This is a genomic window from Roseateles albus (assembly GCF_028595345.1).
Taxonomy (GTDB): Bacteria; Pseudomonadota; Gammaproteobacteria; order Burkholderiales; family Burkholderiaceae_C; genus Paucibacter_A; species Paucibacter_A albus.
In genome coordinates this window covers 171741-197285 of sequence record NZ_JAQQXT010000001.1, presented here as the reverse complement: position 1 = coordinate 197285, position 25545 = coordinate 171741, and the positions used below count along the sequence as shown (strand labels likewise).

At 61.7% G+C, this 25545-nt stretch carries 18 protein-coding genes; 10 read left to right on the top strand and 8 right to left on the bottom strand.

Annotation, left to right across the window (positions count from 1 at the left end):
- Positions 1 to 3: 3 nt before the first annotated feature.
- The 3 genes from PRZ03_RS00825 to PRZ03_RS00815 are packed head-to-tail and all read left to right on the top strand — an operon-like array spanning position 4 to position 3397.
- Positions 4 to 897, top strand: coding sequence for an aldo/keto reductase (locus tag PRZ03_RS00825; RefSeq protein ID WP_273598581.1), 894 nt, complete (start codon positions 4 to 6; stop codon positions 895 to 897).
- Positions 879 to 2501 (top strand): alpha-amylase family glycosyl hydrolase, encoded by a 1623-nt coding sequence (locus tag PRZ03_RS00820; RefSeq protein WP_273598580.1) that lies wholly within the window; start codon positions 879 to 881, stop codon positions 2499 to 2501. The genes PRZ03_RS00825 and PRZ03_RS00820 overlap by 19 nt, the downstream gene beginning before the upstream one ends.
- The gene (locus tag PRZ03_RS00815; protein WP_273598579.1) at positions 2498 to 3397 is read left to right on the top strand and encodes an alpha/beta hydrolase; all 900 of its coding nucleotides are present in this window, start codon (positions 2498 to 2500) and stop codon (positions 3395 to 3397) included. The genes PRZ03_RS00820 and PRZ03_RS00815 overlap by 4 nt, the downstream gene beginning before the upstream one ends.
- A gap of 2 nt (positions 3398 to 3399) precedes the next feature.
- On the opposite strand, the gene PRZ03_RS00810 is transcribed toward PRZ03_RS00815, so the two are convergent.
- From PRZ03_RS00810 to glk, 4 genes are all read right to left on the bottom strand, one after another.
- On the bottom strand, positions 3400 to 3987 hold the full coding sequence (locus PRZ03_RS00810; protein WP_273598578.1) for a histidine phosphatase family protein: 588 nt from the start codon (positions 3985 to 3987) through the stop codon (positions 3400 to 3402).
- An 88-nt stretch (positions 3988 to 4075) separates the two neighbouring features.
- Positions 4076 to 6085: a S9 family peptidase gene (locus PRZ03_RS00805; protein WP_273598577.1), complete on the bottom strand. Its 2010-nt coding sequence runs from the start codon at positions 6083 to 6085 to the stop codon at positions 4076 to 4078.
- Between the two features lie 85 nt (positions 6086 to 6170).
- A complete protein-coding gene (locus PRZ03_RS00800; protein ID WP_273598576.1) occupies positions 6171 to 8954 on the bottom strand; it encodes a TonB-dependent receptor in 2784 nt (927 codons plus the stop codon).
- Positions 8955 to 9271: 317 nt separating this feature from the next.
- Positions 9272 to 10288, bottom strand: a complete 1017-nt coding sequence (glk, locus tag PRZ03_RS00795; RefSeq protein ID WP_273598575.1) for a glucokinase — start codon at positions 10286 to 10288, stop codon at positions 9272 to 9274.
- Positions 10289 to 10790: 502 nt separating this feature from the next.
- Here glk and PRZ03_RS00790 point away from each other — a divergent pair.
- Entirely contained in the window at positions 10791 to 12740 is a 1950-nt protein-coding gene (locus PRZ03_RS00790; RefSeq protein ID WP_273598574.1) for a glucokinase, read from the top strand.
- Here the strand turns inward: PRZ03_RS00790 and PRZ03_RS00785 are convergent.
- The gene (locus tag PRZ03_RS00785; RefSeq protein ID WP_273598573.1) at positions 12737 to 14113 is read right to left on the bottom strand and encodes an MATE family efflux transporter; all 1377 of its coding nucleotides are present in this window, start codon (positions 14111 to 14113) and stop codon (positions 12737 to 12739) included. The genes PRZ03_RS00790 and PRZ03_RS00785 overlap by 4 nt on opposite strands.
- 145 nt (positions 14114 to 14258) lie before the next feature.
- Here PRZ03_RS00785 and PRZ03_RS00780 point away from each other — a divergent pair, with 145 nt between their 5' ends.
- A complete protein-coding gene (locus PRZ03_RS00780) occupies positions 14259 to 15983 on the top strand; it encodes a helix-turn-helix transcriptional regulator (protein WP_273598572.1) in 1725 nt (574 codons plus the stop codon).
- Between the two features lie 567 nt (positions 15984 to 16550).
- Here PRZ03_RS00780 and PRZ03_RS00775 read toward each other — a convergent pair.
- Positions 16551 to 17177 (bottom strand): FMN-binding negative transcriptional regulator, encoded by a 627-nt coding sequence (locus PRZ03_RS00775; RefSeq protein ID WP_273598571.1) that lies wholly within the window; start codon positions 17175 to 17177, stop codon positions 16551 to 16553.
- Between the two features lie 438 nt (positions 17178 to 17615).
- Here PRZ03_RS00775 and PRZ03_RS00770 point away from each other — a divergent pair, with 438 nt between their 5' ends.
- The 4 genes from PRZ03_RS00770 (at position 17616) to PRZ03_RS00755 (ending at position 21281) form a co-directional block, all read left to right on the top strand.
- Positions 17616 to 18197, top strand: coding sequence for an outer membrane protein transport protein (locus tag PRZ03_RS00770; protein ID WP_273598570.1), 582 nt, complete (start codon positions 17616 to 17618; stop codon positions 18195 to 18197).
- Positions 18198 to 18292: 95 nt separating this feature from the next.
- Entirely contained in the window at positions 18293 to 18439 is a 147-nt protein-coding gene (locus tag PRZ03_RS00765) for a hypothetical protein (protein ID WP_273598569.1), read from the top strand.
- A gap of 501 nt (positions 18440 to 18940) precedes the next feature.
- Positions 18941 to 20365 (top strand): serine hydrolase, encoded by a 1425-nt coding sequence (locus PRZ03_RS00760; protein ID WP_273598568.1) that lies wholly within the window; start codon positions 18941 to 18943, stop codon positions 20363 to 20365.
- Positions 20366 to 20579: 214 nt separating this feature from the next.
- The gene (locus tag PRZ03_RS00755; protein ID WP_273598567.1) at positions 20580 to 21281 is read left to right on the top strand and encodes a glycine zipper 2TM domain-containing protein; all 702 of its coding nucleotides are present in this window, start codon (positions 20580 to 20582) and stop codon (positions 21279 to 21281) included.
- A 135-nt stretch (positions 21282 to 21416) separates the two neighbouring features.
- On the opposite strand, the gene PRZ03_RS00750 is transcribed toward PRZ03_RS00755, so the two are convergent.
- Both PRZ03_RS00750 and PRZ03_RS00745 read right to left on the bottom strand, forming a co-directional pair.
- The gene (locus PRZ03_RS00750) at positions 21417 to 22652 is read right to left on the bottom strand and encodes a cyanophycinase (RefSeq protein WP_273598566.1); all 1236 of its coding nucleotides are present in this window, start codon (positions 22650 to 22652) and stop codon (positions 21417 to 21419) included.
- A 78-nt stretch (positions 22653 to 22730) separates the two neighbouring features.
- Positions 22731 to 23297 (bottom strand): PEP-CTERM sorting domain-containing protein, encoded by a 567-nt coding sequence (locus PRZ03_RS00745; RefSeq protein ID WP_273598565.1) that lies wholly within the window; start codon positions 23295 to 23297, stop codon positions 22731 to 22733.
- Positions 23298 to 23724: 427 nt separating this feature from the next.
- Between PRZ03_RS00745 and malZ the strand changes: the two genes are divergently transcribed.
- Positions 23725 to 25515, top strand: coding sequence for a maltodextrin glucosidase (gene malZ, locus PRZ03_RS00740; RefSeq protein WP_273598564.1), 1791 nt, complete (start codon positions 23725 to 23727; stop codon positions 25513 to 25515).
- Positions 25516 to 25545: the final 30 nt, after the last annotated feature.

Sequence of the window (25545 nt, the reverse complement as noted above, 5' to 3'; positions counted from 1 at the left end):
CCCATGCAATTGCGAGACTTCGGCAACACCGGCCTGCGCGTCAGCGCTTTGGGTTTCGGCGCCATGCACATCAACGACGAACGAGTCACAGAGGCAGATGCCGGTCGGCTCTTGAACGAGGTGCTGGACCTGGGTGTCAACCTGATCGACACCGCGCGCGGCTACGGTCTGTCTGAAGAACGTATAGGCCGCCACATCGCCCACCGGCGCCAAGACTATGTGCTGTCGACCAAGGTCGGCTACGGTATCCCCGGCGTGGACGACTGGACGGCGGCCTGCATAGTGCAAGGCGTGGACGCGGCCCTCACACGCATGCGCTGCGAGCAGATCGACATCGTGCATCTGCACTCTTGCCCACTGGCGGTGCTGCAGCGAGGAGAGGTGACCGCAGCTTTGCTGAGTTGCAGGAAAGCCGGCAAGCTGCGTGTAGCCGCCTATTCGGGCGACAACGCCGAGCTGGACTTTGCGCTGAACAGTGGCGCATTTGGAGCGGTGCAAACCTCGATCAGCGTTTGCGATCAGGTCAATCTGGCCGCACGCCTGCCGCTCGCGGACAAGCGTGGCATCGGCGTGATCGCCAAGCGGCCGCTGGCCGGCGCGGTCTGGCACCACGCGCAGCGCCCCGCTGACTACGCGGAAGGTCTGTACTGGGATCGCTGGCAGGCCATAGGCTTGGCGGCTGACTTGGCTCCAGAAGAAGTCAGTGCGATGGCACTGCGATTCACGGCCTTTCTGCCGGGTATCGCCAGTTGCATCGTCGGCACGTCCAAGCCCGCTCACTTCAAGCAGAACTTGGCAGCCTTGACGATGGGGCCGCTCGGTGCCGATCAGCAGTCAAGGCTGCGGCAAGCGTTCCTAGATAAAAATTCAAGCGGCACATGGGGCGGGCTGATCTGATGCGGCGCGCTGCACTTCTTTCCCCCCTATTGCTGCTCGGCAGCGCATTTGCGACTTCGATTGCCGCACCGATTGATCTGAGCCCGGTCCCTCACAAGATGGCGCGGGCCGTCAAGCCTTTGCCCAAGGGCTGGTCCGAAGGCGCCGCCTTTATGGAGATCTTCGTGCGTGGCTACCAGGACAGCGACGGCGACGGCATCGGCGATCTGCGCGGCCTGATCCAGCGGCTGGACTATTTGCAGGCGCTGGGCATCCAGGGCATCTGGCTGATGCCCATCAGCCCAAGCGCCGATAAAGATCACGGTTATGCCACGACGGACTACCGAGGCATGGAGCCGCAATATGGCAGGCTGGAGGACTTTGATGAGTTGATGCTTCAGGCGCATAAGCGCGGCATCGCCGTCATCATCGACTATGTGATCAACCACAGCGCGGCCGCGCACCCGCTGTTCCAGCAAGCGAAGCTGGGGCCGGAGAGCCCCTACCGCGACTGGTTTGTATGGCAGAAGACGGCGCCCATCGGCTGGGACATCTGGGGCAAGAACCCCTGGTACACGACCGAGCCAGGATCTGCTCACTACTTCGGCACTTTCGGCCCGCATATGCCGGATTTCAATCTGCGCAATCCGGCCGTCGTGGATTACCACCGTAGCAGCCTGCGCTTTTGGCTCAACCGAGGGCTAGACGGCTTTAGGCTTGATGCCGTGCCGCACATGATCGAAAACGACGCCATCAATTGGAATGACCAGCCCGAGAGCCGGCAGCTGACTCGGGATTTTCAGGCACTGATCAAAAGCTACCCCGATCGCTACACCGTCTGCGAAGCCACCGCCAACCCAAAGGTCTACGCGGCAGAAGAGGTCTGCGGCAGCGCTTTTGCCTTCGGCCTTGAAGCCCAAGTCATCAAGGCCTCACGCGGCGAGCCTGAGGCCATCAAATTCGTGGCCGATTATTTCTTGAGCGCGCCGCCGAGCATGGCCACGATGCTGGCCAATCACGACATCTTTGCCGGCCAGCGGGTCTGGGATCAGCTGGGTGGCGATGAAGCCCGCTACAAGCTGGCGGCCGCCACCTATCTGCTGCAGCCCGGCACGCCCTTTATCTATTACGGCGAGGAGATCGGCATGGCCGGCGTCGCCGGCCTGCCCGGTGACGAGCCACTGCGTGCCCCTATGAGCTGGAGTGCGGGCGGTGGCAAAGGCGGCTTCAGCAGCAGCGACAAACCGTTTCGCCCTCTGGCGCCAAACATCATCAGCCATAACGCGCAAGCCCAGCAGGCCGATCCGGCCTCCATCCTGAACTTCTACAAAGCGATGCTGAAGTTGCGCAAGCAAAACCCGGCGCTGGCTCGCGGCAACTATGAAGCACCGAGCGCGCAGGATCAGGTCTTGAGTTTTCAGCGGAGGCTGGGCAAGCAAACGAACTTGGTGGTGATCAACTATGGCGCCGAGGCCAGCAAGGTCGGCCTCGACAAGCTGCCGGCTCATGCAAAGCTGATCGCAGCCTACCCAGCCCAGGCCGCAGCTGCGCAATCTGATGCACAGGGGCGCTTGACATTGCCCGTGGCGCCCTTGTCCGTCAACGTCTACAAGGTCTCTCCATGAACAGCTCTTTGTTCCACGCAACACGCTTGATTTCGTTCGCACTGGTCCTGTCTTGCGCAGGATGCGACGGTAGCGGCATGCTCACCGCCACGCCCGACAAGGTCGTGCCGCCTAAGGCCTCAACTGCGCAGCCCAACGTCTCCCTGCTGCCGCAACTGCTTGATATGCCGGGCCTGAACCGCCAGCGCCAGCTGCGCATCTACCTGCCGCCGGGCTACGCTGAGTCCGGCGACAAGCGCTATCCGGTGCTCTATATGCACGACGGCCAAAACCTGTTCGATGTGGCCACGGCCTATGCCGGCGAATGGCAGGTGGACGAGAGCTTGAATGCCTTGGCCAAAGCGGGCAAGCTGGAGTTGATCGTGGTCGGGATTGATAACGGCCAAGAAAAGCGCATCACCGAGTTGAATCCCTGGCCAGATCCAGACACGAAACTCGGCGCGCCAGAAGGCGAGGCCTACCTGAATTTCATCGTCAAGGTCGTCAAACCGATGATCGACAGTCAATACCGTACCCAAGCTGAGCCCGCCCACACCGGCATCATGGGCAGTTCGATGGGCGGGCTGATTTCGCACTATGCGATCACCCGATACCCAAGCGTCTTTGGGATGGCCGGCGTGTTCTCGCCCTCCTACTGGGCCGGCGGCGCGCCTGCGCTTGATCACTTTGCCGCCAAGCCAGCGGCGACGGAGGCGCGGCTCTTTCTGCTGATGGGCGAAAAAGAAGGCGGCAATATGGTCAGCAATGTGGAGAAAGTTAACGCCGCCTTGCTACGGGGCGGCCACCCTCCCGCCAATCTCTCGCTGAAGATCACGCCCGGCGCCGGCCACAACGAGGCCTTCTGGGCCAGCGAGTTCGAGCGGGCGGTGTTGTGGATGTTCGCGCCGGGACCATAAGGTCAGGCATTGCCCTCATCAATCGGTCGCCACCAAGAGAAAACCCGCGTCGGATTCAATTGAAACGAATAGACATTGCCGCCGCCGTTGGGTGGCTGATCCCAGCGTCTATCAATCGGCTGGCCAGACAAATGGCAATACAACAGCGTGCCAACGGCGCCATGCGAAACGATGGCGATCGTGCCGGCACAGGTATCAGCCTGCACCAAGGCATTGACCGCCGCAACGATGCGCTGCTGGGCCGCGAGCGCTGCTTCCCAACCCCGCACTGACTCTTCGGGTCGTGCGAAAAACTGATCCGCCACCTGTTCGAACTCTTCGGGCGGCAGAAAGCCGGTCGCGGATCTATCGTTTTCACCCAGCTCGTGGATTGGCGTGAACGGCAGTGACAGATGGCGCGCCAGGATCTCGGCACCATCGATGGCTTTTTGCTCCGTGCTGCAGTAGAGCGCCGTGATCTCTGCAATCCAGGGCTGGTCAAGTGCCGCCCTCATCCGCTCCCGGCCAAGGCTTGAGAGCGGCCACTGAGGCACGGGAACGTCTTTGCTGATCACGACGTTCGGATGACTGATGAGGAGAACTTTACGCATGTGGCTTGTTATACAAGCGAAAAGCTACCCAAGCATGACGTCCCGTCCGAGAGCAGCAAGCGTATTCAAAGCTCCTCGGCGCTTTCGCTTATTTCACTCCCAACTGCTGATCCAAAAACTTCAGCGTCCGGTTCCAAAAATCGATTTGATTCGCAGGCACACGCCAGCCATGCCCCTCGTCCTCATAGACGATGTACTCCACGCTCGGGTTGGTGGCCTTGATCGCGCGGCTGAAAGCCTCGCCATGCACCAGCGGCACGCGCTTGTCCGCGCTGCCGTAGGCCAGCAGCAGCGGCTGCTTGATCTTGGCAGCATGGGTCAGCGGCGAGTTTTCCTTCAGGTCGGCGGCGTCTTTGACGCGGTCACCGAGCAAGGCCGGCATGCCATGCTTTTTTTCACTGTCTGAAATGTCACTCCAGTTGACGGTGTGCAGCATGTCCAGATCGGTCACCGCCACCCAAGCCACACCGGCGCGGAACAGCTCGGGCTCTCGCAGCAGGCCCATCAGGGTCGCGTAACCTCCATAACTGGCTCCAGCGACGGCAATGCGCTGCGGGTCGGCGATGCCTTGCGCAATCGCCCAGCGCGTTGCGTCGGCAATATCGGTCTGCATCGCCTTGCCCCATTGGCGCCAGCCGGCCAAGTGATGAGTCGCTCCAAAACCCAAGGTGCCGCGAAACTGCGGCTGCAGCACCGCGTAACCCCGCGCAGCCAGCAACTGCACCTCCGCGTCCCATTGCCAGCTCGGCCCACGCACAAATGGCCCGCCATGTACCAGCACCACCATGGGCAGATTCTTCTTGTCCTTGGAGCCGGCAGGCAGCGTCAGCCAGACCGGCAGCTCCAGGCCGTCACGCGCCTTGATGCGGTGCAGGTCCATCGTGGCCATCTGCTGCGGCTTGATATCGGGCCGCAAGGCGCCGAGCTTGCTGAACTTCTTTGTCGCCCGGTTGTACAGATAGAACAGCGTCGGCTGTACATCGGCAAAGGCTTCGATCAAAACCCAGGGCGCATCACCCGACCAGGGCGGCGAGAGCCGGTTGACCGTGTTCGGCAGCACCTTGTCAATCTGCGCCTGCAGCGCTTGCATATCGGCGTCCAACCATTGCGTCACTTCGGCATCAATAGTAAAGCGCAGGCCCAAGACCTTATCCTGACGTGCAATCACAGCAGCATCGACATCGAACAAGGGCGAAGAGGCCAACGGCTTGCCCGACCATTCAGCCTTGGTCGGGTCCAAGAGCCACATGGCCGCTTTGTCGCTGCCCCGCTGCGCTGTGACATAGAGTTTGCCGTCGGGGTCGACATGGCGCACTTGCAACTCGCCCGCTTGCGTATAGACATTGAACTCGTTCAAGACGCGCCACTCGCCGCTTTGCGGATCTTTCCAGCGAATGGAGCCCTGCTCGCCCTGGCGGGTTCGCACCACCCTCAGATTGCCATGTTCGTCCGCCCACCAACCAACCGCGTGCAGCGGTGCGGCAATCTCTTCGCTGCGCCCGGTCTTGGTGTTGAGCCTCAGCAACTTGACGAAGCCAACATCTTTTTCGCTATAGGCCTCGGGGCGCAGCACCAGCACCTCATCGCCGCGGCGCTGGCTGCTGCCATTGAGCAAATAGGTATTCCAGGGCTGCAGTTGGGCGTCATTGCCGACCTTGACAAAAACTCGCTGACGTTCGACCAACTGCCTGTAGTTCTCGCCATCATGATCGACGGCAAACAAGCCCGGGGCGGATTCCAGCTTGCCCTGCGCGGTCTCGCGGTCCTCCAGCGTGAAGGCCAGGCGCAGTGGGTTGACCCACACCACCCGCTGCACATCGGCCGCGTCCGAGCTGTACACGACCTTGGAGCTCATCGTCCCCAAATCCAACACCGACAACATCACCCGCCCATGCGGCCCCACCACCCGCATTGCCAAGCGCTTGCCATCAGGTGCCAGCTCGGCGCCCAGCATTTGCTCGGGGCGGAAGAACTGTTCGGCGTCGGCCAGGGCTGACTTCGCGGCTTGACCATAACTGAGAGGCCAGGCGGATAGCAATGCGGCCGCCAGCAGACTGCGGCGCTTCAGGTGAAGGGTGGTGCTGGGACGACTGGGCATGGCGAACTCACTCTCGAAAACAAACAAGCCCCCGCCGGCATCACGTGCCGGCGGGGGCCTTTCTCAACGCTGATTCAATTCAGACTCAGAACTTGTAGCTAGCACCCAGCAAGACCGTACGGCCCCACTTGATGTACTCAAGCGGGCGGTCCTTGGTGCCAGCATAGGTCTGGAACGCTGCGTCGGCCAGATTATTGACTTGCAGCAACAGGCCCAGGCCCTTCAGGCTGCCTTGGTTGAAGCTGTAGCCGATTTGCGCGTCGGTGATGTTCTCGCCAACCACATAACGCACGGTCCGGTTGCCATTGAAGTTGCCGATTTCGCCGATGAAGTCGGAGCGACGACGCTGGCTGATACGGGCTTCGAAGCCGGAGTTCTCGTAATAGAAAGTCAGGCTGCTGACGTTCTTGGATAGGCCCGGCAAGGTAATGTTGGCCTCGCCGACGGCGCTGACGCTGCCTGGATCGGGCTTGATCTTGATATCGCTGTTGGTGACCGAAGTGCTGGCCGTGAGACCAAAGCCGCTCAACATCGGCGTCAGCAGATTGAAGGGCAAAGAGGCCGACAACTCAATACCTTGCAGCTTGCCACCCTTGCCGTTGTAGGCCGAGCGGAATTGGCCGACCTTCTGCGCAGGCGGCGAACCAACGGGTGGCACATAGCCGGCCACGAAGGCCGAGAAGTCAACTTCGCGGCTGTCTTCGTAGATATAGGTCTTCAAGTCCTTGTGGTAAGCGGCCACAGCCACATAGGCCTTGGTCGCGAAGTACTTTTCATAGGACAGATCAAATGCGTTGGCCTTCCAAGGGTCCAACTGCGGGTTGCCGCCATTGGCACTTGGCTTGCCGGTCGCTTTATCCACATTGAAGTCCAAGGCAGCGCGCAGCTGGTCAACCCGTGGGCGGGCCGTCTGTTGAGCCGCACCAAAGCGCACGGTGTGGTCATTGCCCAGGCCGAACACCAAGTTCAGCTGTGGCAGCACATCGGTGAACTTCTTGCCGTCGCTGAAAGGCTTGACTTGCTGTCCGGCCGGCGCTGTGCCGTCCCAATAGTTGGCGCTTGAGGATTGATCGACGTTCTGCACCTGCACACCGACATTGCCGCGCAGCGTGATGCCGCCCAGGTTGGAATCGATATTGGCCATCGCGTAAGCGGTGGTGGTCTTCTCGTAGACATTCCAGGCCTTGGCGATCAGGTAGTCTTTGTCTTCGACCGGGTTGAAGCTCATGTACTTGGCGACCGAGCCGGGCACATTCCAAGCCGGGATCTTGCCCAGATTGGAACCTGCAAAGCTGAGGTCAACCGGCGCGTATTGCAGCTCCGACGAGATCGTAGTTTCACCTTGCTTGCCGAGAACGATGTCGCCTTCGGGCTGGCGCTTTTTCTTCGAGCGGTCGGCGTAGTTGAAGCCGATATCAAAGTCAGCAAAGTAGCTGCTCAGAGACTCAGGTGCGGGGATCTTGCCGGCGAGCTTGAAGCTCTTCAGCTCGTCTTCCACGCTTGGTGTGCGGCCATAGCCGGAGCCGTAAATACTGTTGCGCAGGTAGAGCTTGCTCGGGTCCGAGTAGTCGCGCGCCGGGTTCATGGTCATGAAGCCGTCGTTCGGGAAGGCCACGGTCAGCACATCCAATTGCTTGGACGGCACCAACTGAGTGTTGTTCTCGAGGTAGAGCTCTTCGCGCTTGGCTTTCGAGTAGCCCAGGTCGGCCACCATTGAAGCGCCACCGAGCTTGAAGGCATTGTTCCAGCCCAGCGCGTTGATCTTGTCTTCGCGCTTGTTGTACTGGCCACGCACCAGTGGGTAGACATTGGTCACAACGCCGCCAACCACGGTGTTGGTCGCGTTGACGGTGGACGAGGTCCAGTTGCAGGCCGGCTTACAAGGGTAGTCGCCGTTGTAGTACAGATGCGATTCGAACTGGTTGGCGGTGTCTTCTTGCGTCGCCCGGGAGGTGAACATGTCCACCGTGCTGCTGAAGTCGGCCGAAGGCTTCCATTCCAGCGTGGCCATCAGGCCGTCACGCTTGGTCGAGCCGGTGCGGCGCAAGGCCTTGACACCGTCGGTCATGTACGCACCCTTGGCAACGCCGGGCCGCTGGCCGCCGTCCGAAGGGTTGGCGAAGAAGGGCTCGTAAGTGCCGGTCTGGTTTTCCTGTACCGGTGTTTCCTGGTGGGCGTAGCCGATGGCCAGACCCACAGTACGGTTGGCAAACTGGTCGATATAGCTGGCGCTGAGGCGGTTGCCACGGTCGCTCGAGTCGGCGGCAGAGCCGAGCGAGTTCTGCGAGATGCGGCCGTTCAAGGCCACCACCGATTTGCCAAAGTTCAGAGGACGCACGGTCTGCATATCGATCGTGCCGGACAAGCCCTGGCCGACCATCGCCGCATTCGGCGTCTTGTAGACGACCACGCCAGCCAGCAGCTCAGACGGGTATTGATCGAACTCGACCGAGCGGTTGTCACCGGTGCTGACCAACTCGCGGCCATTCAGCAAGGTGGTGGCGAAGTCGGGCGACAAGCCGCGCACGCTGATCACCGAAGCCCGGCCAGCCGAACGCTGGGCCGACAAACCCGGCAAGCGCGAGATCGCTTCGGCGATGCTGTTGTCAGGCAGCTTGCCGATGTCTTCGGCCGAGATCGCCTCGACGATCGAATCGGAATTCTTCTTGACCGAAATGGCCGCCTCGATACCGCGGCGGATACCGGTCACGGTGACCGTGTCCAGGGTGTTGGGCGTAGCTGGAGCCTGCTGGGCAAAGCCAGCCGATGCCAAAGCCAACAAACCGCAGCCAATGGCCACCGGTTTGATCTTAAAAATCTCGCGCTGCAGTGTGGACATCTGCTTGCGCTTCTCTACGGAAGTACTCATTGATTTGTCTCCTCAAGCGTCAAAAAACAAAGGGGTGGACCCAGACAACTCGGTGTTGTGCGAAGGGATGGAGATCCGAACGTCTCAACCGTGTTTGTACCAAAACTAGATTTAATTCATACAAACGTAAACCCTAGGCGTTGCTTTACTACTACCAAATTCACGCAAACTACAGCAAAAATACAACGGGTTTACCCCTGATTTTGCTGCTTAATGAGGCAATAACGCCACTTCAAGACCAATTCCCAAGCTTTGTCGTGTAATTCAACTACATAGCTTGTCTTGTGGAACTACAGAGAAAGCCATCCGCACTTGGATTACTCATGCTGCTGCTCCAACGCCAAGGCCGCGCCACTGAGTGCGGCCAAGGTATCGGTGATCAAGGCAGTCGGGATCTGGGTCAGGTAGTCGCGAAAGCGCCCCTTGGCCTCGAAGCGCTCGCGAAAGCGCGAAGCAAAAAAGCGCTCACCCAGGCGCGGCACGATGCCGCCGCCGATGTAGACGCCGCCGCGCGCCCCCAGGGTCAGCGCCACATTGCCAGCAAAGCCGCCGAGCAAGGCGCAAAACACATCCAAGGTTTCACTGCAGATCGCATCCTGGCCGCCCAAGCCGCGCTCAACAATCAACTCGGCGCTGAGCGACTGAAAGCCCGGCACCCCGCGCACCGCCGCCACCGAGCCATGCAGCAGCGGCAGGCCAATGCCGGACAAAAACCGCTCGGCCGACACATGCTCGAAACTGCGACGCATATGCGCAAGCAGTTCGCTCTCGAAGGCATCGGCCGGGGCCAGCGTCATATGCCCACCCTCGCCCGGCAGCGCCACCCATTCGCCGTTGGCAAACACAACACCAGCTACGCCCAGGCCGGTGCCAGGGCCAATCACGGCAAAAGTCGTGGCATTGGCAGACCGACCCGAACCGGGCACGCCCGTGGTCGCGCACCATTGCCGCATTTGGCTTGACTGCAACTTGGGCAAGGAGAGCGCCAGCGCCTCGAAATCATTCAAGACCAGCAAGGACTCCAGGCCCAGCGAGGCTTGCACCTCGGCGCGCGAGAAGCTCCAATGCCCATTGGTCAGTTCCACACGATCGCCGACCACCGCCGTAGCCACGGCAAAAGCCGCCCGCCGGGGCACCGACTCAAGCCCAGCCTGCGCCAGCAACGGCCGCAGCCCATGCAGATAAGCCTGCACCGCCGCGACCGGGCCGGCATGCTCAGACACCGGCATCACCGCGATATGCATGACCTCGGCGCCACGCGCGGCCACCCAGCCAAAACGCGCATTGCTGCCGCCAATATCGGCCACCAGGCAGGGGTAGGCCCTGGCGCTCATACCAACCCTCCCAGGGATGACAGCACAAACCGACCACAGAAAGAATTTGCTCGCACGATAGCTCTCGACTCGAAACGCTCAAGGCAGCACAAGGCCACCCCAAGCTGATACAGACCCCGGCGGCCAACACCAAGCCACCAAGCACTTCATTGAATTGTTGCGCAGAAGGTAACAAAACTACATCGCCTGCGCAATAGCGCCTTTCCCGAATCGCAGCATTTCTTTGAATCTTCAGCTATTCACCAGTGCCAACGGGCCTGTTTTCTGCAAATTCAAGGCAAAGCACCGGCAAAAGTCTGGCAATTTTCGAATGTAGTCCAGCTACAAACCTCCATGCGCGCCTCTGCAGCGCCGTCCATTTGCAGCGGGCCTGCCTCTGCGCTGCGCCAAGGCCTGAAAAGACCCAAGGCCTGACGCTGATGGCAGCCTCATAATGCGGCGCACACTCAAGCCTTGCAGGCCCGCACCCACAGCTCTGCCCAATCAGCCCGCCCTCCTCACCATGCCCTCGACCTTTGACAGCCCGCGCCTGATTGCCGACATCGGCGGCACTTACGCCCGTTTCGCGCTTGAAACAAGCCCCGGCGAATTCAGCCAGATTGCCTCGCTGCGCTGCGCCGACTACCCCGACTTCCATGCCACTGTCAGCGCCTACCTGGCCAACCTGACCGGCATGAGCGCCAGCACCCCGATCGAGCATGCGGCAATAGCGATCGCTTACCCGGTCGAAGATGACTTGGTGCGCATGACCAATTACCACTGGCAGTTCTCGATCGAAGAAATGCGCCAGCGCCTGAAGTTCGACACCTTGGTGGTGGTGAATGACTTCACCGCGCTGGCGATGGCGCTGCCCAGACTCAACGCCAATGAGGTGCAGCAAATCGGCGGCGGCCAAGCGCGCATGCCCAGCGTGATCGGCCTGCTGGGCTCGGGCACCGGCTTGGGGCTGTCGGGCCTGATCCCGGCCGCCGACGCCTGGGTGGCGCTGGGCACCGAGGGCGGCCACACCGCTTTTGCGCCGCGCGACGAACGCGAGATCGCGGTGCTGCGCTTTGCCATGAAGCAGTTTGAACATGTCTCGTTCGAGCGCCTGCTGTCCGGCCCCGGCCTGGCCTTGATCTATCGCGCCCTGGCCGAGCGCGCCGGCACAGTGGCCGAAGACTTGCAAGCGCCCGAGATCACGCTGCGCGCGCTGGAGCAGCGCGACGCCTTGTGCGAAGAAACACTGGAAGTCTTCTGCGCCGTCTTGGGCACGGCGGCGGCCGACTTGGCGGTGACGCTGGGAGCTTTTGGCGGCATCTATATCGGCGGCGGCATCGTGCCCAAGCTGGGCGAGTATTTCGCGCGCTCCTGCTTCCGGGCGCGCTTCGAGGACAAGGGCCGCTTCACCGCCTATGTCTCAGCCATACCGACCTTTGTCATCACCGCCGAACACGCCACCTTCAAGGGCGCCTCGGCCATTCTTGAGGCGCAGCTGCGCAATCTGCAGACCACGCCGGGCGCCGGCCTGCTGGGCCAGATCAGGCGCGCGCGCGCGGAGCTGTCACCGGCCGAGCTGCGCGTGGCCGAACACATCCTGGCGCACCCGCGCTCGGCGCTGAACGACCCGATCGCCACGATTGCCCGCGCCGCCCAGGTCAGCCAGCCGACCGTCATCCGCTTTTGCCGCACGCTAGGCTGCGAGGGCCTGTCCGACTTCAAGCTGCGCCTGGCCTCGGGCCTGACCGGCACCGTGCCGGTCACGCATACCCAAGTCAATTTGGACGACTCGATGCTGGAGCTGGGTGCCAAGGTGCTGGGCAATACCGCCTCGGCGATTCTGCAGGTGCGCAGCCAGCTCAACCGCGACATGATGGCGCGCGCGGTAGACCTGCTGCTGCATGCGGGGCGTATCGAGTTCTATGCGCTGGGCCATTACGGCGTGGTGGCGCAAGACGCCGAGTACAAATTCCTGCGCTTCGGCATGCCCAGCTCGGCCTACACCGACCCGCGCCTGCAGCTGCTGGCTGCCAATGTCCTGAAGCCCGGCGATGTGGCCGTGGTGATCAGCAATAGCGGCCGCCTGCCCGAGCTGCTGGAGGTGGTGGAGCGGGCGCATCAGCGCGGCGCCCTGGTCGTGGCCATCACGGCCGGCCAGTCGCCGCTGGCGCGCAAGGCCGATGTGACCTTGATCGTCGACCATGCCGAGGATGTGGAAACCCATGTGCCCATGGTCAGCCGCATCCTGCACCTGCTGGTGATCGACATCCTGGCGGTGGGCGTGGCGATGCGCCGCAATGCGGACGGCCTAGACCCGCTCGCCGATTCACCGCTGCTGGGCCTGGACGAAAACGCCAGCGCCGAGGAGGAAGCAAGCGGCAGCGGCCCTGGCGGCCCAGCGCGCGCCAAACGCACCGCGCCGGGCGTCAGCTTGGCGTCGCCCTTGGCGCGCCTGACGTCACACAGCCGCTAAGCCGCGCCAGCTGCCCGCACCCGCCGGTGCGCCGCGCGGGCGCTGGGCACCCAGGCCTGCGTGGCCCAGCGGCGCCACATCAGCAGCCCCCTGATCCACTCATCCAGCGCATAGGCCATCCACAAACCCGGCAAGCCCAGCTCCAAGTGGACGCCCAAAAACCAGCTGCCACCGGCCAAGACCACCAGCATCGAAGCCGCGCCGGCGATGACCGGATAACGCGCATCCCCAGCGGCACGCAGCGCATTGATGACGACCAGATTGAAGGTTCGGCCCGGCTCCAGCAGCACGGTCAGCCACAGCAGCGTCACGCCGGCCGCAATGATGTCCGGATCTTGGGTAAACCAGCCCATCAACCACGGCCCGGCCAAGGCCGCAGCCAGCGCCACCACCACGCTGACCACCAAGCCCCGCGCCAGCGCCCGCCGCACCAAGCGATGCGCCGCGTGCAGATGCCCCGCGCCAATCATGTGGCCCACCACAATCTCCACCGCGAAGCCAGTGGCGATGCCGAACATCATCACAAAGCTCATCAGCTGCAAGGCGTAAGCCTGCGTGGCCAAGACCGTGGCGCCCAGGCTGGCGGCCACGCTGACGCTGACCATAAAGGCCAGCCGGTAGGCGATGTTCTCGGCCGCGCCCGGCAGGCCGATGTGCAAGACCGCCGCGAGCTCCGCACCCGGCAAGCGCCACCAATCCGACCAACGCGGCCGCAGCCCCAGGCGGGCGCGCCACAGCAGCAGGTGCAGCGCCAGCCCCAAGGCCCGGCTCAGGCCCAGCGCCAGGGCGAAGCCGGTCAAGCCCATCGCCGGCACAAAGCCCCAGCCCAGCATCAAGGGCAGGGCCAAGGCCAGGTGGCACAGCTGCATCGCCACCACCACGGCCAGCGCCTCGCGGCTGCGCAAGTGAGCGCGCATCACGCTGGACATCGTGGCATTCCAGGCATCCAGCAGCAAGGCCGGCGCCAAGACTTGCAAGAAGGGCGTCGCCAACGGCATCACCTCGGCCGGTGCGTTCAGCAGGCGCAAGAGCGGCGCCGCGCCAAGCACGGCGGCCAGGGCCGCGATGCTGCCTATCCAGGTGCTGGCCCCCAAGACCGCGCGCGCCACGCCGTCGGCCGCCGCACGCTGGCCGGCGCCCAGGTTTTGCGTCAAGACCACGCTAACGCCGGCCCCGATGACCCGGAACAAGATGAACAGCGTCGCCGAGACCTGCAGGCCCAAGGCAAAGGCGCCGGCCGAAGCGTCGGAGATGCGCGCCGCCAAGGTGGTGCCGAACAGGCCCAGCGCCATCGCCAGCCACAGCTCCATGAACAAGGGCCAGACGACGCTGAGTAGGCGGGGAGCAGGCAGCGCAGGGGAAGAAGAAGGCATCGAGAAAACAGGCGAAAACAAACAAGACCTTAGACTGCAGGCCGCTGCTGCAACGGATACAAGAGCAGCAGCATTACTTGCGTCAGCGATTGTTGCCCCCAAGCGCCGTGCCGGCGTCCACCCCCTCAGTTGAGTTTGCTCTGCAATGACCCCACCCGCCCCAAGCCTGACGACACAAGTGCTAGCCGCGCAAGGGCTGCTGGGCGCGGCGGACGTACCGACGCTGGCTGCCTTGCTAGCGCAAGCGCCCCAGCAGATCGAGCAGGCGCTGCTGAAGGTGGCCGCGAGCGGGCCGGCCGCGCCGAGCCCAGCCCCCGACGCACGGCTCTTGACCGAGCTGCTGCCGCGCGCGCTACAGCTCTTGCTCAATGCCGAGCAGGTCGTGCGCGCCGCCGAGCTGGTGCTGCAACACGGCACGCCCGCGCAGCAGCTCGACTTTTTGGAACAAGCCGGCTGGGCCTTGTTCTACAGCCCCGCTGCCCGCCCGCTGCTGGGCCAGTTGCTGAGCCTGAATGCCTTGCAGCCACGCCTGCAGCAAGGGGAGTTGCTGGGCCTGCAACATATCTGGACCGTCGAAGTCGCCGGCGAGCCGCATCAGGTCGAGCGCCGCCTGCCCGCGTCTACCGGCTTGAGCGTGGCGCTGCGGGCCACGCTGCAAGCCCGTATCGCGCAGATGTTTGACCAAGCGCCGCGCGCCATTCAACAGGCGCAGATCGCCATTGAGGGCTTTCCCAACGACCTGGTCCTACCCGCACTGTTGGCGCGTTACTCGCTCGGCTTGGCGCTGCTCGATGCCGGCCAGCCTCAGGCGGCAATAGCCCCCTTGAGCGCCGCCCTCAAAGGTGCCAACCGCGACGGCGCGACCTTGCTGCAAATCGACGCCCTGCAGGCCTTGAGCGAGGTGCATGAGGTCTTGGAGCTGGCCGCGCCCGCCGAACTCTATGCCCAAGAGGCGCAGCGCCTGCGCCGCCAGCTCGGCCTGCGCGAGCCGCAAGCGCCCTGGCCCGACGAGGCCTACAACGCCTTCCCGCAACTGCTGGACCGCGCCACGCAGCAGCTGTTTGCTGGCCATCTGGTCGACATAGCCGCCGCTGCCGCCGGCTTGGCCGAGCTGGAGCAGCGCGAGCGCAAGGCCTTTTACTGCTTCAAATGGCGCAACCGCCTGCTGCACGCGCAGAGTTGGCTGGCTTCGCTGCGGCATCAGGACGCGGCGCTAACCGGCATCTCCGCCGGCTTTCGCTCAGACGCCCTAACTGGTTCTTTCGCCGGCAGCTCGCTCTACGAGCTGGAACTGGCGGTGCTGCAAGCTGGCTGCGCGCTGCTGGCGGCGCGACCCTTGCCCGCCGAACCCCTGCTGGCCCTCGAAACCGAGCTGCAGCTGCGTCCGCTGCCGCAATTGCTGCGCCGCCTGCACCTGATCAAAGCGCTGGGCGCGGCGGCCGGCGCCGACATGCCGGCGCTGCTGCAATGGTTGAACAGCGACGATGAGCTGCTCGAGGCCGATGCGCGCTGGCTGGCGCCCAAGCTCGTCGGCCCCTTGGCCGCGCTGCTGGCCTCGGCCTCTATCGTCCACCAGCCCCAAGCCCGCAGCCGCGCCAACAACCTTTTGGCCCTGCTGCGCAACGCAGCGCCCAAACCGACAAGCAGTGAAGCGCAAGCAGCGCCGCTTACCGCGCCGCCCCCTGGCCTGACCGGCCGTGAATGGCAGGTGCTGCGACTGATCGGCGAGCAGCACAGCAACGAGCAAATCGCCAGCGCGCTCTTCGTATCGGTCGCGACGGTCAAGACGCATATCAACCGCGTTTACAGCAAGCTCAACATCGGCTCACGCGAAGAGGCGATGCAGCGGGCAAGGCATTTGGGCGCTTGAGCTGAATCGTCGAGGTTTGGATGGCGGCGAAGTGCCCATTGCAGGTATTCACCTTGGCTAGACGGACTCGCCCAATCGCTCATAAGCGGTCATTGACAGCGGCCTCTTTCAGGCGGCTTTCCAGCTGAAGCCGCCAGCACAGTGCCACAGCGGGAACACGCCAGCTGCCCGGCCATCCATGCCTCGGCTTGGAGACGAACCATACCGATTGAACTCCGCCGTCATGGCGCAGTGTTCGGCGAAGGTGAGGCCCTTTAAGGCCTTCGACTGATGCTTGCAGCGTTGCACGGACAGGTCTGCTTGCGCGCCGCGTTCGACCCTTGGTTGCAAAGCAGGGTTGAGCGACCGGACCTGGGGCGTCCAAAACCTCTTGAGCCCGCCGTCGGAATGATTGGGCCACTTGCTATTCGTTCGGTTTTGGCTGAATTCAGGAAGACGAACTTCTGTTGTTTGGAGTTTCAAATGACAAAGCAAGAGCAACCGAGCCGAGCCCGGCCGGCTGCTCTTGTGTGTCGCTAAAAACCTTACTCAGGGTTTACTTGCTTGTATGTTGCATGTCCGGCCCACTTAGTTGGATGCTTCCATCGCATGCAGGCGACGCATAGCCGCAGCCAGCTCATACTTGCCATAGCGTTCCAAGCCGGCATAAGCGTCGTCCAGCAGAGGCTGGGGGTCACCTTGACCGAGCTTGAATTGAGCTTGGGTGGCAATGATTCGAGCTCGGAAAGGCACGATGAACTTGGCCAATTCGGCCAAGCGAGGACCCATCTCGGCGCCGGACCAGGGCTCCGGATAAGGCTCATCGGCTTGGGCCACCAAAGTTTGAAGCGCCAGTTCGATCGCCCCTGCGTGCTCTTCCAAGGTGATGTCGACGGTGAAGTGCACTGCCTGGTAGTTCCAGGTCGGCGCGTACCGCCGTTCACGAAGCCAACTGGATGAGATATAGCCCTGCGCGCCGGAAAATGTAATCAGGGCGCGACCATTACGGCGCATCAACTCCACCTGCGGGTTGGCCCGTGACAGATGACCGATCAAGGTGCCCTCACCTTGGGCATCGCGTTGAAGTACCAACGGCAGCGGCGAGGCTTGAATTTCGCCATCAACAGCACTGATTACCAGCGCGAGCGGGTAGGCGGCCACCATGCGGTCGATCTCGGCGGGATGTTTGGGGCGAAAGATTTCTGGGTTGTTCATACGAAGGGGGCCACTGCGCGGTGATGGGGTGCTTCAGTCTAGGATTATTTGCATCCGGCCGTTCATCCATTTTTGCAAATCAAACTTGCAGATTTGCAAATTTGATTTGTCAACAAGCTAGCGGTCAATCGCGCTTTTTGGGGCATAAAAATACCACCACTGATGTCGCAATGGCTTGCGCCAAGAGCGGAGTGCTGACTGCGCGGGCCAGGGTCACCCCGCCGAGCAAGGCTGCCAGTGCCGCGAATGCCGCCTCTACATCGCGTGGAGCATCCAATGCCTTTGGACCGGAAGCTATGACGCGGGCAGCCTCACGCTTAAAGACAATAGCTGGGGCGCGGGTGCCAATCTGGGGCTGATGTATGAGTTGGATGCCGGCAGGCGCTTCGGGCTGACCTATACCTCGCCGGTAAAGCTCAACTTCAAGGCGCAAACGCAGTGGAGTGGAGTGGTTTGGCTCCCGGCGTGCGAGCGCTGCTCAACGCCCGAGGCTTGCTGGACACGCAAGTCGATCTCGGCGTGACGGTTCCGAAAGGCCTGATGGCCAGCACCTACCAACAAATCGCAGCGGATTGGGCGCTGCTAGGCAGCGTCGGCTGGCAGCAATGGTCAAAGTTTGGCGAGGCTGAAATCGGCATCGACTCCAACAACCCCGTCGGACTGTCGACACAACTGCCCTTCAGAGACACCTGGCATCTGTCGGTCGGCACGCAGTACAAATGGTCAGATGCTTGGCTGCTGAATGCCGGCATCGGCTATGACTCGGGCTTTCAGAGGAATGGCCAGATTGCCTTGGCCTTGCCGGTCAATGCCACTTGGCGTTTCGGTGTCGGCGGCCAAAAGGAAGAGTCGAGCAACTTCAACTGGGGTTGGAGCCTGGAGTACACGCCCCAGGGTACTTTGCGCTCGAACGCTCAAGGTAACGTTCCGGTGATCTTGGGTGGTCGCGGCAACGTGGTGGGCGAGTACAAAAAGGTCAACTTCATCTTCCTGGCGATGAACTTCAACTGGAAGTCTTGATCGACCGAGAGTGGGCCAAAGTGGAGACAAACTTAGACGCTGAAGCGCTGTGCAGACAGAGTTTCTCAGTCGCCCAACGCTGAGGAGTATCTTTCATGCAGGTCATCATGGAGGCCATACTTGTTGATGACCGCGGCGAGAAAGCGCCTGTGCGTTTGGCGGTCGTCGATCGAGAGTTGACGACCAGTACCTTGGACTTCACCTTGGCAGAAGCCAAGGCGTTCCTAGCCAGCGCGCAGTAGTACCTTGTGGGCGCTCAATGTGCAGACATCGCTGACGAGCACGCACATTGCGAGCGATGTGAGGCCCGATTGACCGTCAAAGGCACCCCTGGAGCTGAACTTCGGCTTTGGGCACCGTGCTGGCGCCCACTCTGCGCATCCGAATAACAGGAACTGGCCGGGAGCGTGAGGCCGCAACATCGCCAGTAAGCCGCCGTTGGGTAAAACGATCGGCGATCCGAACGTCAGCTGTGCGGTGCTTGTTCGAACTGTCGGCCCGGCACAGGCCGGGACATTTCAAGGGCACGGGCTGCTTGGCGACTCTCCACGACCCCGCCTCAGGAATAGACCGACTGTCCCACGATTCATGCACCCGGTCGGATTGCGCTTCAAGGCAGGCGGCTTGGCCGGAAAAATGAAGCTTCATGTCGGGCAGGGCGCATTGTTCGTCCTTGCCAAACAGTCTTCTTGGCGCAGTTCGTGGCTTCAGTCCGCAGCGCAAAAACAGCTGGAAACCCCTCAATGAAACGCATCTCCAAACTAACTCTCTTCCGCTTGCCATCGGCCATCCTGGCCTTGTCCCTGATGAGCGTTTTTGCCGCAGGCTCCGCCGAGGCCGCTCAAGCGACGGCGGCAAGCGCCGTCGCTGAGGACAGTTTCGATGCGGCGCTCGCGCCGTATTTCAAAGCAAATCTTCCAGGCGTCTCGGTGATCATGACGCGCGCCGGCAAGACCATCTTTCGCAAGTCCTATGGTTCGGCCGATCTCGATGCGAAGACGGCCTTGCGCCCAGACATGATGTTTCGGGTGGGTTCGGTCTCCAAGCAATTCACTTCGGCGGCGATCTTTCAAATGATCGAAGCCGGCAAGTTGAAGCTCGATGACGATATCAATGCCTTGCTTCCCGAACTGCCAAGCCAGGGCGAGAAGATCACGCTTGAACAAGTGCTCAGCCACACCTCGGGGCTGAAGGATTACGTCCGCTCACCCAAATTTGCCGAGACTGCCGGCAAGCCGATGACGCGGCAACAGATCTTCGAGCTCTTCAAGAATGATGGCTTGGCATTCCCGCCGGGGCAGGGCTTCGCTTACAGCAACACCGGCTACTTCCTGTTGGGCATGATCATCGAAAAGGTCTCCGGAATGAGCTACGAGGACTACCTCGCCAAGCACATCTTTGAGCCCTTGAAGATGACGCACACGGCCTACGAAGGGCGGGAGCGTGATGCTCAGCGCCGGGTCGAAGGCTATATGGGCCAAGGTGAGAAGGTTCAGAAGGCGGACCCCATCAGCATCGACGTCGTCTATGCCGCAGGCGGACTGGTGTCCACGGTGGATGATTTGGCCACCTGGGACCGGGCAATTACTGAAGGCACGCTATTGAAGCCAAGTTCATGGACGCTGGCGATGCAGCCTCACAAGATTCATGGCACTCAAAATGCAGGTTATGGCTACGGCTGGAACAACTATCAGATTCGTGGCGTTCGAGCGATTGGGCATGACGGCATCATCCCCGGCTTCAATGCCTTTGCCGTGAGGATTCCTGAGCATCAGCTGTACGTGGCGGTGCTGGGCAACAACGGTTTTGCTGCGCCGAACTCCGCTTACCTGGTGGAAAAGATTGCGGCGATTGCCATGGGCAATCCATACCCTGAGTACAAGGCTGTTCAGTTGGACGCGGACAGCTTGGAGAAGTTTGTCGGGGTTTACAAGATCAATGACAAAGATGATCGCTCGATCAGCCGCGAAGGCAATCACCTCTTCATGCAGCGCAGCGGGCGCGGCAAGTTTGAAGTCTTGCCCTGTGGCCCGGCGGAGTTCTTCATCAAGGACAGCCCGAGCCGTGTGCATCTTCGCTTCGTGGCCGACGCGGCAGGTGCGTTTGAGCAGTTGATCGTCACGCAAAACGATCTGCCAAACGCCGAAGTCCGTAAAGCAGGACGCTGAGCGCTGCGGGCCGGCCAGTCTGCAACGGCGGGGTTCAAGCCGTCAGCTCCAGGCACTTCGCGGACATTCAAATAGGCCGCGAAAAGCAGCCGAGCCAGGGTGCGGGCCGGTCACAAACCGTCACAGTCTGCACACGCAAGCACGACAGACTTATCCGCTGGGGTTTTTGACAATGCTGTTCATCGACACAACAGTTTTGACCGAGACCTTCTCCATGCACACATTGGCCGCCACTCCCAGCCCTTTTCAGCACAAGTTCAATTGCCGCCTGGGCCGGCGGCTCAAGCGCATCCAGGAGCCACATGTCAGGCCCCAAGCCATCGCCGGCCGCAGCCCAGCGCAAAACTTGACCGCCGCGTTGCTGGCGCTGGCAATCAGCGCCGTTTTGCTTGCCGCCCTGCCCTCTGAAGTGCGCGCCCAGACCCTGAATCAGGGCCCGCAAGCCGGTAGCAGCAGCACCCTGGTGCGCGTGATTTCGTCCACGCCAAATCTGGAACGTATCACCGAAACTCGCCAGCAATGCGGCTACGAGACTCAGCAAGTGCTGAACCCGCAAGCACCCCATCAAGCCGGCATGGGCAGCACCGGCGGAGCGTTGCTCGGCGCCGTGGCCGGAGGCTTGCTGGCAGCCCAAGTGGGCAAGGGCAATGGCAAGCATGCGGCGATTGCCGCCGGCAGTGCCACCGGCGCCCTGGTCGGCAAAAGCCTGGTGGAACAGTCCAGCCCGGCGACAAGCTATGCAACTTACAGCCAGCAGCAAGTCCATGTCTGCCGGCCGGTCAGCGCGCAGCGCGAACAGGTGCGCGACTACACCGTGCGCTACGAACATCAGGGCCAGGAGTACCAGGTCCAGCTGCCTCAGCAGCCCGGCCAGTGGCTGAGGTTGAACATCAGCCATACGGTGCAAGCAGTATGAGTTGCCATTGATCCAGGGCCACGACCGAGCTGCTGGCGATGCAGTTCGAAGCGGCTGTGGCGGGCTAAGCCCAGATCCTTATGGTGCCCGCCGCCAGCCGCCAGCCGCCGGACGCCGGACGCCGGACGCCTCAGCCTAGTACCAGTCTGCGGGAATCAACTGGCCCGCATTCACGTCAACATACTTGTACGTTGGGACGCCCGTCCAGTCAGTGAGGTTGAAGACGGTTTTGGGGTCCGCCAGTTTTCTCACCTCAACGGTCGACACTGAAAGCGGCTGCTGCGGCTTGCAGACGCTTGGAGGAACGGACGGGCGGACAAAATAGACCGCGCTTTCACTCGTCGTCGAAGGGTTGGTGACGCGCGTCGCAGTGACGGGATTGCCAACACCATTACCTTGCACCAACAAGGCGGTTTCAACGCCGATGCCAATGCCGCGTGCCGTCTTGTTCCCGCTAGACGAGGCAGGGAGTACGCCACCGCTGCATCCGAAACTACCGCTCGGAGTGGCTGTCGGAGCGACGATTCTCGAAATGAATGTCACCAAGCGACCCATGCGGTCCCGGCTGTCAAAGTGAGAATCGAGAATGAGGCTCTCCAACTCGGGCGGCGCGATGAAGCCGCCACTCAAACTCAAGGGCGAAGGATCGAAGGTAATGTCCTTGTAGTAAGGGTCAAGCATCGATTTCTCGGAAGTGGCAGACTTGTAAAGCGCCGAATAATCAAACTGCCCCAGTACTGCCAAGCCCGCACTTGTCCCGCCGATTGGGACATTCTTTTTCATCAATCCCTTGAGCGTTTGTTCCAGCGCTGTGCCCTTCCAGAAGCGAACGTAATGGCTCTGGTCACCACCGGCGATGAAGACGACGTTCGCCTTGGCGACAATCGCGTTGACCGCTGGGCTATTGGCGGCCTTGACACTTGGAATAACCAGCGTTTCCACGGACGTCAGGCCAGAAGATGCGCCGCCGACCCAAAGTTCTTTCACGTCCTTAGACGTCGACAAAGAGTCATCACTATAGAAAACATAGGGGTTGTAAGCGTCATCCCCAGTGGCCCGAATCACCACGAACCGCCCGCCACTTCCCGCAGTGATGGCCGCACGCTGAATCAACCAACGAAAAGCAGCATCCACATCCGGACCGCCGCCCATCAGTACAAAAGATGGTGTGGGACGGGACGCCGGCGCGGTGACCGGGGCGTTGACATCGCCTAGCGCATAGTAGGAATAGAGCGGAACCGGTTTCGCCACCTCGAAGGTGGGCCCCGCAACTGCAGGTTCCGCAGAAAGTGTGGCTGCCAAGGCAAGCGCAACGCTGCCAAAACCGAGGCAGATCCGCCCGGCCAAGTGGGAGAAGGAATTTGTCGACATCTGCTTGTCCTTGATTTGGTGACAGTTCAATACGAATCGCGTGTCAGAGTTTGAGGCGCCAACAGACGCTTATGCTTGTTATGCCCCGCGCCGCTTTGCTGCTCTCAGAATCAGCAGCAGGCCGCCCAGCATCAATGCATAAGTCTGCGGCTCCGGCACCGGCGTAACGCCGAAGGTCAAGGTCCCGGAGTTCCATATGCCATCCGGCTCGTCATACGCGAGATCCTTGTAGTACTCATGAAACTCCAGGCGCAAAATACCTTCGGAACCCACCTGAAAGCTTGTCCCATTGAGGCGCAAGTCCTGAAATCCAGCGTAAGCCATGGGGCCATCAAAATCGTCGCCTCCACCTGGAGCGAACGTGACCCCATTGCCCAAGGTGTCGCTGAAGGTGATTTGCATTTCCGACAGGTAGCTGCCGGCATAACTGGTGACGCAGACATCCCACTTCAGGCTGTCCATCGACGCTCCCGCACCGACGTAGAAGTCGAGAGTAATGTTGCTCGCTGCGTCGCGCTCATCATTGCTCGCAATGTTTGAAACATCGACCGTCAATTCCTTGGCCAGCGTGATTTGCTGGGTCATGCCAGCGCAGACCAGCGTGGCAATTGCAAGCCCACGCAAATACTTTGCCTTGATCATCATCGGTTTTCCCTTCAGTAGTTGTAAGGACGCATCTCCTCGTCAAGCCGCAGCGAACGGCAGCTTGCATGCGGCATGCCTTATTCGCGATTGACTTTTCGCTCAAGGACCAGGCGCTTGCCGACTTGAAAACAGGGCAAGCCAGAAGATTTGCATGCCGCACGCTCTCGCTGCCCTGCACCGCCACAGCGCATCAGTAGTGTCTTAAATTGCAAGCTCAGCGTACATGACATAACGTGACAATTCATGACATCGCTGTCGCAATCGCTGCCGCACTGGAACGCAACTGACGGTCGGTCGCTCGAGCGGCTGTGGCGGGCTTGCGACTGCAGCGCCCTCAATCCACCCCGGGGGATGACGCCCAAGGCTTGCGGCGATCAACACAATAGGGGTCATCTGAACAGCGGTTTGCCAACAAACTATGCTTCTCTTGCACCCCCCCATCAGCCCCTGGGTCCAGCGCGGCGCCGACGGCTGCCGCATCAGCCTGCTCTCCGAGCGGGTCGATCTGGACACCGTCTTCCTGCGCAGCACGCCCGACAACGAGGAATATCTGCTGACCATGCACTATGCGGGGCGGCATGCCGAGTTGCACCGCTGGGAAGCATTTCTGCCTTGGGATGGCGGCAATGCCTTGACGCTCTATGCCTTCAAGGTGCTGGCCGACGGCACGCAGTATTGGCTGGCAGCCGACGGCGCGCATGAACACTTGCCACCCGAGGACAGGCACTTTCGGCTGCATCCCACGCAGATGCCGCCAAGCTGGGTGCGCGAGCAGGTCTTCTATCAAATCTTCCCGGATCGCTTTCACAAGGCGCTGCCGCCGGTCGACCGGCAGGGTCAAGTCTTGCCCGGACAAGACGGCCGTGTCGTGCAACAGCCGCAATGGGACGCGCCGGTTGATCATGACAACGCGGCGAACAGCTTTTACGGCGGCGACCTGCCCGGCATCACGGCCAAGCTCGACTACCTTCAAGGGGAGTTGGGCATCACTGCGCTATACCTGAACCCGATCTTTGCCTCCGGCAGCAATCACAAATACGACACCGACGACTACGAGCAGGTGGACGAGCATTTCGGCGGCAATGCCGCGCTCGAGGGCTTGAGCAGCGCAGTCCACAGCCGCGGCATGCGTTTGGTGCTCGACGGTGTGGTCAACCATACCGGCGTCAACCACACTTGGTTCAAGCAAGCGCTGGCCTCGCCCGAATCGCCCTTCCGCGACTTCTACCTCTTCAACCAAGACGGCGTGCACTTCGGCTGGAAAGGCTATGCCTCGCTGCCGGTTCTGGACTTTTCATCCAGAGCCTTGCGCGAACAGATCTACGCTGGCCCCGACGCCGTGCTGCGCCGCTGGCTCAAAGCCCCCTACAACATCGACGGCTGGCGGCTTGATGTGATCCATATGCTGGGCGAAGGCTCGGGCGCGCGCAACAATGCCCACCATCTGCGAGAGATTCGCGCTGCCATCAAGCAAGAGACGCCCGAGGCCTATGTGATGGGCGAGCATTTTTCCGAAGCCACGCGCTGGCTGCAGGGTGAGCAAGAAGACGGTGCGATGAACTACTACGGCTTCGCCAACCCGGTGCGCGCTTGGCTGGCCGGCCAGGATGTGGCCTATCAGCCGATCAAGCTATCGACCGCCGCCTTCGATGCCTGGATGACTCGAGCCCAGGCCTGCATTCCCTTTGATAACCAGTTAGCCCAGCTGAACCTGCTGGACAGCCACGACACCACCCGCTTCTTCACCTTGCTGGGCGAGGACAGCGCCCGCATGCAGCTCGCGGCAACGCTGCTGTTCACCCGGCCCGGTGTGCCCTGCGTCTATTACGGCGACGAGATCGGCTTGGCTGGCGGCCCGGACCCGGATTGCCGCCGACCTTTCATCTGGGACCGCGAGCGTTGGAACTTGCCGCTGTTTGAGCATTTCCAGACCCTGGCCAAGCTGCGCCAACAGCGCGGCGAATGGCGCCATGGTGCCGTGCAAACCTTAGGGCTCGGCGCCGATTGGATCGTCTATGCCCGCTACACCGACTGGGAAGCCAGCATCATCGCGGTCAACCGCGGCGCATATCCGACCTTGGTGAAGCTGCCGGTGTGGCAGTTGCCGGTGCCGGTCAAGAGCTGGCAGTCGCCCAAGGGTGAGGCTTTAAGCCTGAGCGATGGCCAGTTGGCTTTCGAGTTGCCTCCGGTTGGCAGCGTGCTGCTATTGAGCTCTTGAGCTGCTGAATCAGCAGTGCCGTCGGTCTCC